Genomic DNA, 15,741 nt, shown 5'->3' with positions numbered 1-15,741 from the left:
GCGAAAACCAGCAGCAGCCGCAGGCCTTCAGAACTCACAAAGACTCGTAAATCAGCAGACTGGCTTGGGCGATTTTGTTCCAACTCGAGCCGTCGGTCATAATGACCATCGCGTAGTCGCCTTTATCGGAGCGCACGATTGCGGCATCGTGTAGCAAACCGTCCATGAAGCCGACCTTGTCCTGCACCACGCCGTCCGAGCCTATGCCCGCAGGAATACCTTCGCGGTACACCTGCGTTTCCATCAGTGAGAACAGCTGGTCCGTGGAATCCGGAGAGGCAATCGAGTTGCTGTAGAAGCCCTTGAGCACTGTGGCCAAATCGTTGGCGGTGGTGGTCATGCCGTACGGCACGAAGTTGGTGTTGGCGGCTCCGATATCATGCGCCTGTTGGGCGACAGTACTGAAGCCGTAACGGGCCAGCCACGCTTCCGGGCAGCTGTTGTCGGAATTAATGATCATTGTGGCCATGCAGGAACTCAGCGTCATGCCATTGAGCGCGCTATCCCACGTGACTTGGCCGGTTTCCACAGCATGGATCATCGAATAAGCGATGAACAGCTTGTACGTGCTGGCAGAGGTCATCGCGGTATCCGCGTCAATCTGGATCTTGGATTTGCCGGTTTTCAGGTCGTAGACGGCGACCTCATAATCGGCATCGCCGAACAATTGCTGGAGCTTTTCCTCAATGGTGCCGCTGGCGGGCAGACCTTCATACAACTCAACGTTGCTGAAGTCCTTGGTTGAAATGGCAACCGGCGCATTCTGCCCGCTGGCCAGCATGCCTGACAGCGATGCCGCCGTGGCACTCGCGTCTATGACTTGATAGGCGCTTCCTTTCACCGCAATCGTCGCAGGTGTGACACCGGCGTCAGCGGCTTTCTTTGCCACCTTGAGAGCGATTCCTTTGGATTTGAGCTGCCGCATTAATTTGGATTCGCTGATGGTAACGTCCAGCTTGGTGTTGTCTTGCGCATTCACTGTCGTACTGACAGTATTGATGATTTTCTTGGCCGGCACTGTCCATGTGCCGTCTTCATAGGTGAACGTGACATCCTTGCTCAGCGCCTTATTCAAAGTGTCAAGCAGTTGCTTGGCGGTGTCGTCAGAGACTGTGGGGCTCACGATGCCCATCTCGATGGTTGCCGCGGCCAAGTCGCCGGTAGCGCTGCTGGAAAAACTCGATCCAGCGGCAGAACGAATATCCGCAGGAGTAAAGGTGTAGCCGGGTGCCGCGCTGACTATCTTGAGCTCGCCCTTTGTTCCTTGCACCGAAGCATTGCGCATATCCTCATGCGCCTGCTTGTCGGACGTTCCCAGCGCATCGGGCAGGGAATCGGATGTGGTGCTGTGCACGAACAGCCAGGAGAACGGAACAATGCGCTTGACCACGGAATGCTTGGCCGCCGCCTTGGCCCGGTCCGTGTAATCCACCGTGATGCCGGCCTGCTTGGCAGTAAGCGACACCGTAGTGCCTGTGGTTTTATCGGTCAGCTTTACTGTGCGTTTCAATGTTGCGGCGTTAAGCGTCTCAGCAGCCTGCTGCGAACTCTGCCCACCCACGGCATGACCGTCAAGTGTGGCGAGCGGGAAGAATTTGTCGGACGGCCAGAGCAGCTGGAACAATTCGACCAACAGCAGCACGCCCAAGCAGCCCACCACAATGCGACGCCGTGTGTATACGGAACCTTTAAGTATCTTGACCTTGCCGTGATGACGTTGCGGCAACCGCTCACTCAGATTCTGGAAGAAGCGCAGCAGGGCCTGCCAATCAAGGCGCAGCTGGCGAGGCTTACACGGCTGTGGATGTGGGCGATGCGGCTTTGCAGCGTGGGAGGCATGCCTCGAAGACTCATGAGGATACGACGACGAAGACACTGATCGAGGCATGATAATAATTACTTCACATCTAAAGTTGACACTGTGTTACTAATTCATATGCATTTTCTCCCAATGGGCTGACATGGAAAAGCCCTGATTCCAATCTTTGGAACACTCGCACGAACACTGGAAAAAATGCTGGCAGCACGCTGATATGCCTGCACGGTGTTCACGCGCACATCTCGAACCGCGTCATCGCTTGGACTCCCGCCTTCACCCCGTTCCTACCCCGCCCGCACTTCACAAACGTGCGATAAATCGCAGCCCACATCGTATATCGCCTCTAGCGATAGATAGCCTCCGGCGACTACCCTTAATAATCATGAGTGAATCCCCCAACTGGAGCAATCCCCTGCGCGACTCGCGCGACCTCCGATTGCCCCGCATCGCCGGCCCGTGCAGCCTCGTTATTTTCGGTGTCACGGGTGATCTGGCACAAAAGAAACTATTGCCGGCCGTTTATGACTTGGCAAACCGTGGCCTATTGCCGCCGAGCTTCGGCCTGACCGGTTTTGCACGCCGCGATTGGACCCAGGAACGGTTCATCGAATTCGTCAAGACCGCGGTTCAGGCACATTGCCGCACCCCGTTCAAAGAATCGACCTGGCTCAATCTGGCCGCCGGCATCCGTTTTGTGCAGGGCACGTTCGACGACCCCGAGGCTTTTGAGCGTCTAAGCGCCACTGTGCAGGAGCTTGATCGCGACCGCGGTACGCGCGGCAATCATGCCTTTTACATGTCGGTGCCGCCGCGCGCATTCCCGCAAGTGGCCAAGCAGCTGGCCACGTCCGGCCTGTCTCGTTCGTCCGAAGGTGCATGGCGCCGCGTGATTATCGAGAAGCCGTTCGGCCATGACTTGGCCAGCGCCAAGGAACTCGACAGCGTGGTCTCCGAAGTATTCGACCCGAACTCCGTGTTCCGCATCGATCACTACCTCGGCAAGGAAACCGTGCAGAACCTGCTGGCTCTGCGCTTTGCCAACGCCATGTACGAGCCGATCTGGAACGCCAATTATGTGGATCACGTGCAAATCACGATGGCCGAAGACATCGGCATCGGCGGCCGCGCCGGCTACTACGACGGCATCGGCGCCGCACGAGACGTGATCCAGAACCATCTGCTTCAGCTCATGGCCCTTACCGCCATGGAAGAGCCGGTGAGCTTCACCGCCAAGGATCTGACCGCCGAGAAAACCAAGGTGCTCTCCGCTGTACGTCTGCCCAAGGATCTTGCCGCCAATACCGCACGCGGCCAGTACGCCAAGGGATGGCAGGGTTCGCACGAAGTGGTCGGATACCTCGAGGAGAAGGGCATCGACCCCTCCAGCACTACCGAAACCTATGCGGCCATCCGCCTTGACATCGACACCCGCCGTTGGGCCGGCGTGCCGTTCTACCTGCGCTGCGGCAAGCGCCTGGGCAAGCGCGTGACCGAAATCGCTGTGGTGTTCAAGCGCGCCCCGCACCTGCCGTTCGAGCAGACCGCCGTGCGCGAACTCGGCAAGAACGCCATCGTGATTCGCGTGCAGCCCGATGAAGGCGTCACCATGCGCTTCGGCGCCAAGGTGCCGGGCGGCTCCACCATGGAGGTCCGTGACGTGAACATGGACTTCAGCTATGGCCGCTCCTTCACCGAAAACTCGCCGGAAGCCTATGAGCGACTGATTCTGGACGTGCTGCTCGGCGATCCGCCTCTGTTCCCGACCACCGAAGAGGTGAACCTGAGCTGGGAAATCCTCGATCCGATTGAACAATTCTGGGCCACGCTCGGCCAGCCGCAGGCCTACCGCGCTGGTACGTGGGGACCGGCACAGGCCGATGAGATGCTGGAACGCGACGGCCGCCACTGGAGGATGCCATGATCATCGATATGCCGAACACTCGCACCCGCGAGATTGCGCACAAAATCGAGCAACTGCACGAGGAGCGCGGCGAATCGGCGACCGGCCGTGTATTGACGCTGCTGATCGCCACCGACGACACCAACCTGGAGCACGCGCTTGAGGTGGCCAATTCGGCCAGCCGCGAGCATCCTTGCCGCGTGATCGCCGTTGTGCCCGATACCGCGCACAGCAGCGAATCCAACGACGAGCCGAATGCCAGTGAAGTCGCCGCCGAGGTCAGCGCCAACCGCGATAATCCGGCAGTCGACCTGACGGACGGCTCGGCCGACCCGAATGACTCCAATCTGAACGCCCAGGTGCGCTTCGGCGCGGATGCCGGTGCCGGCGAGATTATTATTCTGCGCCCGCGCAACGGCCTGATCAATCACCCGGATACTCTGGTCATTCCTCTGCTGGTGCCGGATGTACCAGTAGTGGCTTGGTGGCCGACCACGCCACCGTCGAATCCTTCCAAGGATCTGTTGGGTGCGATGGCCCGCAGCCGTATCACCGACGCCCTGAACTCCAACAATCCCGAGGCAACGATCGAACGCCTGCGCCGCAACTGGACTCCAGAAGACATCGATCTTTCCTGGACCCGATTGACCGTATGGCGCGCGATGCTCGCCTCCATGCTGGATCAGCCGCCGCACCTGCCCATCACTGCTGCCAAGGTGACCGGCAAGGCCGACTTCCTGCCGATGGAACTGCTGTGCGCATGGCTGCACCTCAAGCTCGGAGTACCAGTCGAAACCGAATTCGTACCCGATGCCGAGGCTGTGACCGGCGTGTACCTGACTCGCGATGACGGCGTGGTGTCACTGGAACGCCCGTATGAGGATCAGGCACTGATTTCCATGCCGGGGCAGGCTCCGCAGACGATTTCCGTTCCCGTACGCACGATTGAGGACTGCCTCACCGAAGAGTTGCGTCGCATCGATCCGGATGAGATTTACGCCGATGTCATCAATAAGGGCTGGGATCTGATTCGTCACTGATGAGCATATTCATTTGACCACCCTCCAGCACTTCGTACCACCTCCCGTCAGCGGGAGGAGCATATTGGCTCCCGCTGACGGGAGCTGACTGAGGGTGGTCTTTTTTACGTGAAGGAACACTTATGGCAACTCGTAAACTTGTCGTCTATCCAGACAAGGATCTGATGATTCAGGCCGGCGCGCAGCGGTTTGCGCTGGCATTGCTTGATCTGCTTGCTGAAAGGCTGCCGGATAGTACGCATCGCACGCGCGTGGATGTGGCGCTGTCCGGCGGCTCGGCCGCGCAACCACTGGGATTGGTACTGGATGATCCTCTGGCCGAGGCGATTGACTGGTCTCGCGTGCATTTCTGGTGGAGTGACGAACGGTTTGTGCCGGCGTACGATACCGACCGCAATGCGCTGGAAGCCCGCCGACTGTTACTGGACAAACTGGTGGCCGACGGCAAGCTGCCCGAGTCGAATATTCATGAGATGGCAGCCGACGTGCGTTCCACCGACGAGATTGCCGACGCCATGGCCAATGCCGAAAGCGATGACGACGCCGTTCGTGCCGCCGCTGACGCTGCCAACGACGCGTTGCTTGACGCCGCTGCACGCGATTACGAGGCCGAGCTCATCCGTGAGCTTGGCCCGAAGCCGACCATCGACCTGATGATTCTGGGTATGGGACCAGATGGCCATTACGCTTCGCTGTTCCCCGGCCATGATGAGGTTAAAGTCACCGACCGGCTGGCTGTGGGTGTGAATCACTCCCCCAAGATGCCGCCGTTGCGTGTTTCTTTGACGGCTCCGATGATTGCGAGTTCGCGCCGCACGTGGTTCTTCGCTGCCGGTGCCAGTAAGGTCGATTCGCTGGCACACGTATTTTCGAAGCCGAATAATCCGAATTATCCGTCGTCCTACGCCAACGGAGTGGACGAATTCATCTGGTTCTCCACGGAAGAAACCGTCACTAAGCTGTAAAGCTGTAGCTAGGCTCCCCTCTCTGAGGGGAGCCTAGCTATATCGTCACGCCTCGGTTTCCGGCTTGCCCTCTTCGCCTCCAGCCCTGCAATTAGGGACTTGCCTGCGGCGAGGCTCAGTGTTGGCTCGGCGGCATAGCCGCCTCGCTCCGAAGAGGGCCGGGGAGCCCACCAGGCTCCCCTAAGCCGGAAATTCCGAAGCTACGCTTCGATTTCCGGCTTGCCCTCTTCGGCCCACAAAGTGTGAAACACGCCGGGCTTGTCTACGCGGCCGTAGGTGTGGGCGCCGAAGAGGTCGCGCTGGGACTGGGTCAGGGCGGTGGGCAGACGCTTGGAGCGCAGCCCATCGTAGTAGGCCAGGGAGCTGGAGAACACTGGGGTCGGGATACCGGCTTCCACAGCGCGCACGATCACGCGACGCCATGCATCCTGCGATTCGCCGATAATCTTCTCGAAGTACGGGTCGAACAGCAGGGAGGCCGGCGGGTTATCGCCCTTGAAGGCCTCGGTGATACGGTCGAGCAGGAACTGGGCACGAATAATGCAGCCGCCACGCCAAATACGGGCCACCTCGGACAGGTTGATATCCCAGCCGTATTCCTTGGCTCCATCCTGAATCTCGTTCAGACCCTGCGCGTAGGCCACCACCTTGGAGGCGAACAGCGCCTTGCGCACGTCCTCAATGAACGCGGCCTTGTCTTCGCCAGCCAAATCGATGGTCTTGTTCGGGCCGGCCAGTCCTTCCTTCTGAGCGTCCTCACGCAGCTCGCCATGGGAGGAAAGCGCACGAGCGAACACTGCCTCGCCGATTGCGGCCACCGGAGAACCGAACTCCAGACCGGTCTGCACAGTCCAGGTACCGGTGCCCTTCATGCCGGCGTGATCCACGACCACGTCCACGAACGGCTTGCCGGTCTCGGCGTCCTTATGGTGCAGAATCTCAGCGGTGATCTCGATGAGGTAGGAGTCAAGGTCGCCCTTGTTCCACTCCTCGAACACATCGCCGATCTCCTCGGCGTCCATGCCGAGTCCACGGCGCAGAATGTCGTAAGCCTCGCCAATCACCTGCATATCGGCGTATTCGATGCCGTTGTGCACCATCTTGACGAAGTGGCCGGCACCATCGGTGCCGATGTGGGTCACGCACGGCTCACCGTTCACCTTGGCGGCGATGGACTCGAGGATCGGGCCCAGGGTCTTCCAGGATTCCGCAGTGCCACCAGGCATCAGGGACGGGCCGTTGAGCGCGCCCTCCTCACCACCGGACACGCCGCAGCCCACGAAGTGGAAGCCCTTGGCGCGCACTTCCTTCTCACGCTTGATGGTGTCCTTGAAGAAGGAGTTGCCGCCGTCGACGATGATGTCGCCCGGTTCGAACACCTTTTCCAGCTGTTCGATAGTCGCGTCGGTCGGTGCACCGGCCTTGACCATGATAATCGCGGTACGCGGGCGCTTCAGGGATGCGGCGAACTCCTTGAGTGTTTCGGCCGGCACGAAGTTGCCTTCGGTGCCATGCTCATTCATCAGCTTTTCGGTGCGGGAGTAGTGGCGGTTGAACAATGCCACCGTGTTGCCGTGGTGTGCCAGGTTGCGCGCCAGGTTGGAACCCATCGCAGCCAGTCCGATCACACCGATGTTTGCCGTAGCTTCGGCCATGTGCCTTGCCTTTCCTTACAGGTGGGCAATATGTGATTGCCCGCTCAACCGGTTCGTCGGCAACCGAGACCAAGACCCCGGCAGTGGCGCGACCGGCGGCCTCCCTGTCAGAGACCCCAAATTATCACAACATGCTCCAGTCTATCGCCCGGCCGGTCACCACGCACGAGCTGTCTTACGCCTCTCGCATAAGAGATTCGTCACATTCGCCCGGCCTTGGAGGGATCGAGGTGCATGGTCTGGAAACGATTGGCCATATAGGCATCGCTATAACGCTCGCTGAACCACATCGCAACCGGCGAAGTCTGCGGCTGACCGGCCATGCGCCCATACCAGCAATCTAGGGCCATCAGGGTGAAGGCGATGTCGATCACCATCAGCACCGCACACACCGCAGTCAACGAATACCGCACTTTCCAGGGGATCCGATTGATGAGCGCGAGCAGGCGAGGCAACAGCCAGCGGACCCACACCACGCCAATCAGACCCCAGAAGAACATGAACTGGCCCGACGTACGCCCGTCAATGGACAGCCAGCGACCGGTGTAGTCCCATGCGGTGATGCCGAATGCCACTTCCATGAACCAACTCGTGCAGTATTCGAACGCACCGCCAATCACCGCCGACGCGCAGAAAATCAGAAACGGATTCGCCTTCCACAGGCGGTTCAAACACACGGTGACCAAAACCGCACCGCAGCCGTAAATCGGCGAGAACGGCCCCCACAGCAGACCCGCGCGGTCCTGCAGCTCACCGTTATAGAGCGCAAAATGATATATCGTCTCCACAATCAAGCCGCCCACTGAAGCGATGGTGAACAGCCAGAAGATATTGAAGAAGTCCAGTGCGATATAGCCTTTGCCGGACTGGTCACGCCCGAGCATGCCGACAGCAACGGCGGACTCGTACTCATCGCGCTCATCCATACGCTTGAGCGCGCGTTGCAAGCGTCTCTCCTCTATCAGGGAGGGATCGGCAGTCACCGAAATCACGATGAGGATGATCATCTGGATAATCGGCAGCAACAGGTTGAACCCGAGGCCGGTCAGCGCCAGAGACAGCATGCCGTCGGCCAAGGTGAGAGGCATCAGCACATACGTCCATCGCGCGGCATAACGGCGGTGATTACGCAATAGCAGAACACCGAACACGATGAGGCATACGGCACTGACGATCAGTACCAACGCGTAGACCACGGAAAGAATGAAGGTCAGACTCATCGCATCGACGTGCACACGGCCATTCAGAATCTCACGCACGGAGTAGATGCAGGTCAGCACCACCAACGGCAGCACGGCCAGACCGTCGAGCAGCACCAGCACACCATAGATACGCGCCAGAATCGGCAGACGCCTGGCATCGGGATTCAGACCGACAACGTCCAACTCGTCGGCCACCAAATCAGCCACGACGGCGGACTTGGCACCATCGGCAACGTGGATAATGTTGTCCGCGGCAGTCCTATCCTCGGAATCCGCATGTGTGCCCGGCATATCCATGCCGCTGCGGCGCTCCCGCGCATTCCCGGGGCTTGCGGCCGCATCGTCGTTTCTGAGCATGATTTCCCTCCGCGTAGCGTCATCTCACGCTATCACCCCAATCGGGGGTTTGCCAAACTTAGGAGCATCAAAACAGTTTGACACCCTTACAGCCACCTCCACCACGCGGCGAACACCCCACCACGTTGTCAGCAGGATTTTGGTTTTGGCTGAATAAAGCCATTTTGCGACACCTCGCCGTGGAACAGTCACTACGTGGTGGGACGAACACATCGCGGTGAAAAGTTAACCACGCGGTGGGCTTTCCCGGCAGGGAGAGGATACCGCCCAAAACGACTCTTTTCAACGCCCCACAAACACCAAAACCAGACACACTGCCCAACGGCGCACGATAAGCCGCCGGGCAGTCGCATATTCGGACGAAATCACCCATCAATCTCCCCCGGCGGTATTACGCTACTTAAACCGTAGCGCTACGCTTACCGTATCGCTACGAGAAACGCAGTAATCCAGCAGCAGGCTCCGGGGGTATCAGTGGGCAACATCCTGAAAGTTCTCAAGCGCGACTTCGCGCGCCTGTTCACAGTGCCGGCAGCTTGGGTGATCATGTTCGGCATGGTGTTCATTCCGCCGCTGTATTCCTGGTACAATATCGTCGGCTTCTGGGATCCATACGGCAACACCAACGGCATCACCGTCGCCGTGGCCAACAACGACACCGGCATCGACAACGCCCTGATCGGCAAACAAAATCTTGGCGGCCAAATCGTCAACCAGCTTAAAGACAACGACCAGCTCGGCTGGACCTTCGTTACCGAGGCCGAAGCAATGAGCCAGGTCGAATCCGGCAAAGCCTATGCCGCCATCGTGATTCCCAAGGATTTCTCCAATGACCTTGCCGGTGTGGTGACCGGCGGCAAAGACAAACCCACCCTCCAGTACTACGTCAACGAGAAAGCCAGCGCCATCGCGCCCAAAGTCACCGACGTCGGCGCATCCACCGTGGACCGCACGGTCAACTCCACTTTTGTGTCCACCGTGTCCGAGGTGCTTACCGAAGTCATCAACACGGTCGGAGACAAAGCCATCGCTGCCGAAGACCAGACCAAAGCCAAAACGATCGCTACACTCAATGAAGCCTCCAGTGACGTGCAGCACACTCGAGACACCATCGCCAAACTCAACACCAAGCTCGCCGGCACGCCTGAACAAACACGGACGGCCCGCCAAGCGCTGGAAGACGCACGAGAACTCGGCATCGACACCGCACAGGGACTGGCCGGCGCGTCCAAACTCATCGGCACCACACAGACCAGTCTGAATACTTTCGTCACCGCCACATCCGGCTCCCTCGACCAAGGGTCAAGCCTGCTGAGCCAGGCTTCCTCTCGAGCCAATCAGAGCATCGGCACAGTAACCGGCATGCTGAACTCCGCCAACCAGCAGGTAGGCGGCATGATCAATACCGCCGCAGACATCAATCAGGCCAACGCCGATGTCATCGCCCAGCTCAAGGAACTGCCGAACGCCAATCAGGAACCGCTCAAATCCGCCATCAGCAAGCTGGACAACCGCAATAGCAACCTCGCCGAAACCCTGAATAATCTCAGCAGTCTCAACACCACCATCGGTAACGCCTACACCGATACCGCAGGTCTGGCCAGCAGCCTCAACACCGCTACCCAGACCACACTGGATGCCACCAACACCGCACGCAGTACACTGGTTTCCGGCGCGCTTCCCCAACTCAACACCGGCCTGAACACGTTGAGTTCCACAGCCAGTACGCTGTCCAACGGCATCACCTCGCAAAGCTCGCTCATCGATCAATCGGAGCAGACCCTCGACCAGCTCGACAAAGCGGTCTCCTCCACCACAACCGCGTTGAACAGCACCGACCAGGCTCTGGCCGGCGTGCAGGCCAAACTCAGCACACTCGCCACGGATATCAAGGCCCTGAGCATCTCCAGTTCGCTAAACGCGCTTATCGGCACCGACGGCAAACTCGACGCCAGCACAATATCCGACTTCATGCTCTCTCCCACCGTCATTAGCGAGAAGGCCATCTATCCGGTCGCCGCTTATGGTTCCGGCATGGCACCGCTGTTCACCACCCTGTCTCTGTGGGTGGGCGCATTCGTGCTTGTAGTGATTCCCAAGCTCGAGACCGACGATGAAGACATCGATAACCTCACCCCTTCCCAGGGCTATCTTGGCCGTTTCCTGCTGCTGGCCACGCTGGCCGCAACCCAGGGCCTTGTCACTGGCATCGGCGACCTCATCATCGGCATTCAATGCGCGAGCGCGCCCGTGTTCCTGCTCACCTGCGTCATCACTTCACTGGTGTACATGTCAGTGATTTTCGCCCTCTCCACCACCTTCATGCACGTGGGCAAAGGCGTGTGCGTGGCGCTGGTCATCCTGCAGGTGCCCGGCGCCTCCGGCCTGTACCCGATCGAAATGATGCCGGGATTCTTCCGCACGCTTTACCCATTGCTGCCGTTCACCTATTCCATCGACGCCTTGCGCGAGACCATCGGCGGTTTCTATGACGGTCACTGGTTTGGCTACATCGGCAAAATGCTAATTTTCGCCACGCTCGCCTTCCTGCTCGGCCTCGGCGCCCGCCCCAAGCTGGCGAATCTCAACCGTCTGTTCGCCCGCGAAATCAAGGAAAGCGACATGATTATCGGCGAGCCGGTGCACATCACCAGCAACGAATACCGCGTCACCCAGGCTATCGCCGCACTGGCCGACCGCGAGGAATACCGCCACGCCATCGAGCGCCGCGCCGCCAAATTCGCCTACCACTACCCACGCCTCTTGCTGGGCGCGTTGATTGCCGGATTCGTGGTGCCGGCAGCGCTCATCATCGTCTTCTCGCTGACCACCAGCGAGAAGATCGTGGTGATGGGCACGTGGCTGGCATGGGTGCTCATCATCGTCGGCTTCCTGATGGTCGTGGAATATATGCGCGATTCCATCCGCCGCCAAACCGAACTCGGCAACCTCTCCGACGAATCGATTCGCACCATGCTGTACAGGCATAAAACCGGTCACCGGCCGCCGGCCAACGTCGAGGCACGGCCCGACCACAGCGCAGACACCCTTACCATTCCCTCAACACCGCCGACCAAGGAAGGCAAGCACGCACGATGAGCACAATCTGGAAGCTCTTTACCGGCGACATCAAGCGCTTGACCAGCAATGTGGTGTCCATCATCATCGTGATTGGCTTGGTCATGATTCCCGGCCTGTTCACCTGGTTCAATGTGGCCGCTTGCTGGGATCCGTTCTCTAACATGAAGAACCTGAAGTTCGCCGTAGCCAATGTGGATGAGGGCTATCGATCCGATCTGATTCCGGTTAAAGTCACCGTGGGCGACCAAGTGGTCAACGCCCTGCGCGCCAACAGCGAACTCGACTGGACCATCACCTCCAAGTCCGACGCCATCGAAGGCGCGAAATCCGGTAAATACTATGCGGCCATCGTGATTCCGAAGCAGTTCAGCAAAGACATGATGACCTTCTTCTCCGACGATGTGCAGCACGCCGAGCTGACCTACTACCGCAACGAGAAGAAGAACGCGCTGGCTCCGAACCTACTCAACGAGGGCACCGACGAGGTGGCGGCGGAAATCAACACCGTCTTTGCCAAAACCATCACCTCAGCCGGGCTGGAGATTGCGTCATCGCTGGCTGACCAACTCTCCACGCCCGCAGTGAAAGAGCAACTGAACACCTTCAATACGAATATCGCCGGATTTGCCACCCAGCTCGAGAGCACCGCCGATCTCCTCGGCACCTATGGCTCACTCACCGATTCCGCCGGCGCTCTGCTGGACACCGCGAACGCGCTCATCACGCAGGCTTCCAGCGCCGCGCAACAAGGCAGCACAGATCTCAAAGGCGCCAAACAAGGCGTCAGCGATGTGGCCGGCGCACTCAGCACCACCACCGAGGCAATGAGCAACGCGCTGGACACGAGCGCCTCCAGCTTCGGCGCGGTGTCCGATTCCATCGACAAGCTCTATGCCGACGCGAACAGCGGAGCCACCACGACCGCCGACGAGCTGGAACACCAGGCCACAGCCGTGGGCAAGCAGACCGCGCAATATACCGAAATCCGCAATACGCTGGCCGGACTACTGGGCGACGATTCGTCCATCGTCAAGGCATTGGACCGCTCAATCACACGGCAGACCAGGTTGCAGCAGGCGCTGAACACGACAGCCAGCGATATCCGCCAGGGCAACCAAGACGCGCAGAACCAGCGGGCGCAGGTCAAGGATCTGGCCAAGCAGGCGCAAAACAGCATTGCCAGCATCACCGCGGATTACGCCAGTAACGTGCAGCCACAAATCGAGTCCTTGTCGGCCACGGTTGCCGATGCTTCCAGTGTTCTGGACACCAGCGCGGCCAAGTTGAACACCACACTCGGCGATCTGCGAAGCACATCAAGCGATGCCGACAGCATGCTTGCCGATGCCCACGCCACATTGGACAAAGTGGCCAACAAACTACGCTCCGCAAGCTCCGAACTGACGTCGTTCAACGGCAAGCTGAGCGAGGCACTGAACAGCGGCGACATGAGCATGGTCAAGGAGGTGTTGGGCAACGACCCCGAAACGTTGGCCAGCACCTTGGCCGCTCCAGTGCAGCTCAAACGCAAGGCCGTGTTCCCTGTGGCGAATTTCGGCTCCTCAATGGCCCCGTTCTATACGCTGATTCCGCTGTGGGTCGGATCGCTACTGATGGCGGTCACGCTCAAAACCTCCGTGTCGCGGCGCACCCGCGAATCACTGGGCAACCCGCGCCCACATCAGCTATTCCTAGGCCATTACGGGGTGTTCGCGCTGATTGCGTTGCTGCAGTCCACTGTGTCCTTGGGCGGCGATTTGCTGTTCCTGCACGTGCAGGCCGTGCATCCGCTGCTGTTCATGCTGACAGGATGGCTGGCTTCGCTGGTGTTCTCGTTCTTCGCCTACACCATGGTGGCGAGCTTCGGCAATGTGGGCAAGGCAATCGGCGTGCTGATGCTCATCGTGCAGATATCGGGCGCAAACGCCGCCTACCCGATGCAAATGCTGCCTGATTTCATCGCGAAAGTCAGCCCGTTCCTGCCACTCACCCACGCAGTGACGATGATGCGCGCGGCTATTGCCGGCATCTACGACATGGACTATTGGAGGGCTGCCGGACTGCTGCTGGCGTTCATACCGCCGCTGTTGCTGTTGGGACTGCTGCTGCGCAAGCCACTGGTGAAGTTCAACCAGTGGTATGTGGCGCAGGTCGAGAGCACTAAGGTACTGAGCTAGGGAATATGACCCGAGCCGACGACATGAACCACCCTCAGTCCGGCTCCGCCGGCCAGCTCCCGCCAGCGGGAGCACATGTTGAAGAGAAGAGATGATGGAGAGGACAACGGACACGATGCTCCGAGGCGAGCGCACCCGCGAGGCGACGGATCGCAAGCTGATGCAGGCCACGCTGCAGATCGCCGTGGATCGCGGCATCAGCGGCGTGACCATCGAAGAGGTGGCTCGTCGTTCCGGCGTGGCCAAAACCACGATTTACCGCCGTTACCATAATGCTGACGAGCTGCTGCGCGAGATCAGTGCCATGTATCTGGTCAACCCGGACGCCGGCCCAGTACCCAGCCCCACGCGGGAGCATTTCACTCAGTTGTTGCAACGACTGGTGGACTGGGTGCGCAATAACAACATCGATGTCAAGCGCGTAGGCATTGTGCTATCCAGCGAGGCCGAATTTTTCCAGCACATTGTCAATCAGGTGATTACGCCGTGGCTGAGTCGAGTTGCCGCATTCTTGAAGCAGGGCGTGACGCAAGGTGTATTCCGCGAAAGTGTTGACGAGAAACTGCTGTTATCCACCATCATCGGGTCTTTGGTGGCGTATGAGGCCATCGAAGGCAAAGCGATGGATGACGACACCGCCTGGGCCGCCCGTATGTCTGATCTACTCTGGCCGGCGTTACTGAAGTAACGGACTACACGTGCACTTCGCCTTCGAGGGGCTGATTTGGTCTTTTCAGAACATCTATCTCCGCTTCAAGGGGCTGATGGCAAAGTAGACAGGCACTAAAAACGGCAGAATAACGTAACCAATATGCGTCTGATAGTTGAGATCTCGCCCTCAAGCAGCCCCTCGAAGCGCAAGTAGAGGTTCCGGAAAGGCCAAATCAGCCCCTTGAAGCGGAGAATGCCCATTCCCGCGGTTGAAAAATCTGCAGATGTCTACCTACTACTGAATGGACGCCTCTTGGCGGGCGACTTCGAGGGCTTTGTTAAAGGCGTCGGAAGTCCAGCTGGCGCCGGCGACCTTATCCACCTTGAGGCCCTTCAGGGGCTTGCCGTCCACCACGCCGTTGATGGCTTTGGCGAAGTCATCTTGGTGGCCCTTGGAAATCTTGGTGAACGGGTGACCCACGATTTCCACGTTCTCAACGTTGCCGTCCTTGATGGTCAGATGAACATCGATGGAATCCTCGCCGACCGGGCCATACTGACCGTTGATGGAGTAGTCGCCGTCCTTGTAGTTGCCGGTGTCCTTTTTGTCGGATGTGGTGGTGGACGGGTCGTTCTGAGACGAGCTGGAATCGGAACCATTCGAGCTATCCGACTGGGATTGCGACTGCTCTTCCTGCGATTTCTGGGTCTCGCCCGAATTACCGGCATACGCGTCATCCATCGGCGTGGCCTTGGATTCGCCACACCCGGCCAGCAGCGCACCGGCCACGACCAGTCCAGCCGCCGCCAGCGTCGCGGACTTCTTCAACGTGTTCTTTTCAGTCATATCCAATATCCTATTCGCACCTCACACTGGCTCCCCTCGTGCCCGGG

At 59.2% G+C, this 15,741-nt stretch carries 10 protein-coding genes; 6 read left to right on the top strand and 4 right to left on the bottom strand.

Going from position 1 to position 15,741, the window contains the following annotated elements; genetic code table 11:
• Window positions 1-34: 34 nt before the first annotated feature.
• On the bottom strand, window positions 35-1,726 hold the full coding sequence (locus BBBR_RS00975) for a serine hydrolase (RefSeq protein WP_025341534.1): 1,692 nt from the start codon (window positions 1,724-1,726) through the stop codon (window positions 35-37).
• Window positions 1,727-2,201: 475 nt separating this feature from the next.
• Here BBBR_RS00975 and zwf point away from each other — a divergent pair, with 475 nt between their 5' ends.
• The 3 genes from zwf (at window position 2,202) to BBBR_RS00960 (ending at window position 5,724) form a co-directional block, all read left to right on the top strand.
• A complete protein-coding gene (gene zwf / locus BBBR_RS00970) occupies window positions 2,202-3,740 on the top strand; it encodes a glucose-6-phosphate dehydrogenase (RefSeq protein ID WP_003828086.1) in 1,539 nt (512 codons plus the stop codon).
• Window positions 3,737-4,759 (top strand): glucose-6-phosphate dehydrogenase assembly protein OpcA, encoded by a 1,023-nt coding sequence (locus BBBR_RS00965; RefSeq protein WP_003828085.1) that lies wholly within the window; start codon window positions 3,737-3,739, stop codon window positions 4,757-4,759. Before zwf ends, BBBR_RS00965 begins: the two co-directional genes overlap by 4 nt.
• A gap of 122 nt (window positions 4,760-4,881) precedes the next feature.
• Entirely contained in the window at window positions 4,882-5,724 is an 843-nt protein-coding gene (locus BBBR_RS00960; RefSeq protein ID WP_003828084.1) for a 6-phosphogluconolactonase, read from the top strand.
• Window positions 5,725-5,924: 200 nt separating this feature from the next.
• On the opposite strand, the gene gndA is transcribed toward BBBR_RS00960, so the two are convergent.
• Both gndA and BBBR_RS00950 read right to left on the bottom strand, forming a co-directional pair.
• Window positions 5,925-7,379 (bottom strand): NADP-dependent phosphogluconate dehydrogenase, encoded by a 1,455-nt coding sequence (gene gndA / locus BBBR_RS00955; protein ID WP_003828082.1) that lies wholly within the window; start codon window positions 7,377-7,379, stop codon window positions 5,925-5,927.
• A gap of 200 nt (window positions 7,380-7,579) precedes the next feature.
• Window positions 7,580-8,938 (bottom strand): putative ABC transporter permease, encoded by a 1,359-nt coding sequence (locus BBBR_RS00950; RefSeq protein ID WP_003828081.1) that lies wholly within the window; start codon window positions 8,936-8,938, stop codon window positions 7,580-7,582.
• A gap of 474 nt (window positions 8,939-9,412) precedes the next feature.
• Here BBBR_RS00950 and BBBR_RS00945 point away from each other — a divergent pair, with 474 nt between their 5' ends.
• The 3 genes from BBBR_RS00945 to BBBR_RS00935 all read left to right on the top strand — a co-directional run bounded on the left by BBBR_RS00945 (window position 9,413) and on the right by BBBR_RS00935 (window position 14,884).
• Window positions 9,413-12,037 carry a YhgE/Pip domain-containing protein gene (locus BBBR_RS00945; protein ID WP_003828079.1) on the top strand — a complete coding sequence of 875 codons (2,625 nt, stop codon included), beginning with the start codon at window positions 9,413-9,415 and terminating at the stop codon, window positions 12,035-12,037.
• Window positions 12,034-14,196 (top strand): YhgE/Pip domain-containing protein, encoded by a 2,163-nt coding sequence (locus BBBR_RS00940; protein ID WP_003828078.1) that lies wholly within the window; start codon window positions 12,034-12,036, stop codon window positions 14,194-14,196. Before BBBR_RS00945 ends, BBBR_RS00940 begins: the two co-directional genes overlap by 4 nt.
• A 94-nt stretch (window positions 14,197-14,290) precedes the next feature.
• Window positions 14,291-14,884 carry a TetR/AcrR family transcriptional regulator gene (locus BBBR_RS00935; protein ID WP_015438314.1) on the top strand — a complete coding sequence of 198 codons (594 nt, stop codon included), beginning with the start codon at window positions 14,291-14,293 and terminating at the stop codon, window positions 14,882-14,884.
• A 258-nt stretch (window positions 14,885-15,142) separates the two neighbouring features.
• On the opposite strand, the gene BBBR_RS00930 is transcribed toward BBBR_RS00935, so the two are convergent.
• Complete coding sequence (locus BBBR_RS00930) at window positions 15,143-15,694, bottom strand: FMN-binding protein (RefSeq protein WP_003828075.1); 552 nt, start codon at window positions 15,692-15,694, stop codon at window positions 15,143-15,145.
• Window positions 15,695-15,741: the final 47 nt, after the last annotated feature.

Source organism: Bifidobacterium breve DSM 20213 = JCM 1192, assembly GCF_001025175.1.
Lineage (GTDB): Bacteria > Actinomycetota > Actinomycetes > Actinomycetales > Bifidobacteriaceae > Bifidobacterium > Bifidobacterium breve.
Note: the sequence above shows the minus strand (reverse complement) of the source record. Positions and strands in the feature narration are given on the sequence as shown.

Excerpts from the sequence above, each read along its gene's own strand:
- zwf (WP_003828086.1), top strand. The coding sequence starts at position 2,202 with ATGAGTGAATCCCCCAACTGGAGCAATCCCCTGCGCGACTCGCGCGAC.
- BBBR_RS00965 (WP_003828085.1), top strand. The coding sequence starts at position 3,737 with ATGATCATCGATATGCCGAACACTCGCACCCGCGAGATTGCGCACAAA.
- BBBR_RS00960 (WP_003828084.1), top strand. The coding sequence starts at position 4,882 with ATGGCAACTCGTAAACTTGTCGTCTATCCAGACAAGGATCTGATGATT.
- gndA (WP_003828082.1), bottom strand. The coding sequence starts at position 7,379 with ATGGCCGAAGCTACGGCAAACATCGGTGTGATCGGACTGGCTGCGATG.
- BBBR_RS00950 (WP_003828081.1), bottom strand. The coding sequence starts at position 8,938 with ATGCTCAGAAACGACGATGCGGCCGCAAGCCCCGGGAATGCGCGGGAG.
- BBBR_RS00940 (WP_003828078.1), top strand. The coding sequence starts at position 12,034 with ATGAGCACAATCTGGAAGCTCTTTACCGGCGACATCAAGCGCTTGACC.
- BBBR_RS00935 (WP_015438314.1), top strand. The coding sequence starts at position 14,291 with ATGGAGAGGACAACGGACACGATGCTCCGAGGCGAGCGCACCCGCGAG.
- BBBR_RS00930 (WP_003828075.1), bottom strand. The coding sequence starts at position 15,694 with ATGACTGAAAAGAACACGTTGAAGAAGTCCGCGACGCTGGCGGCGGCT.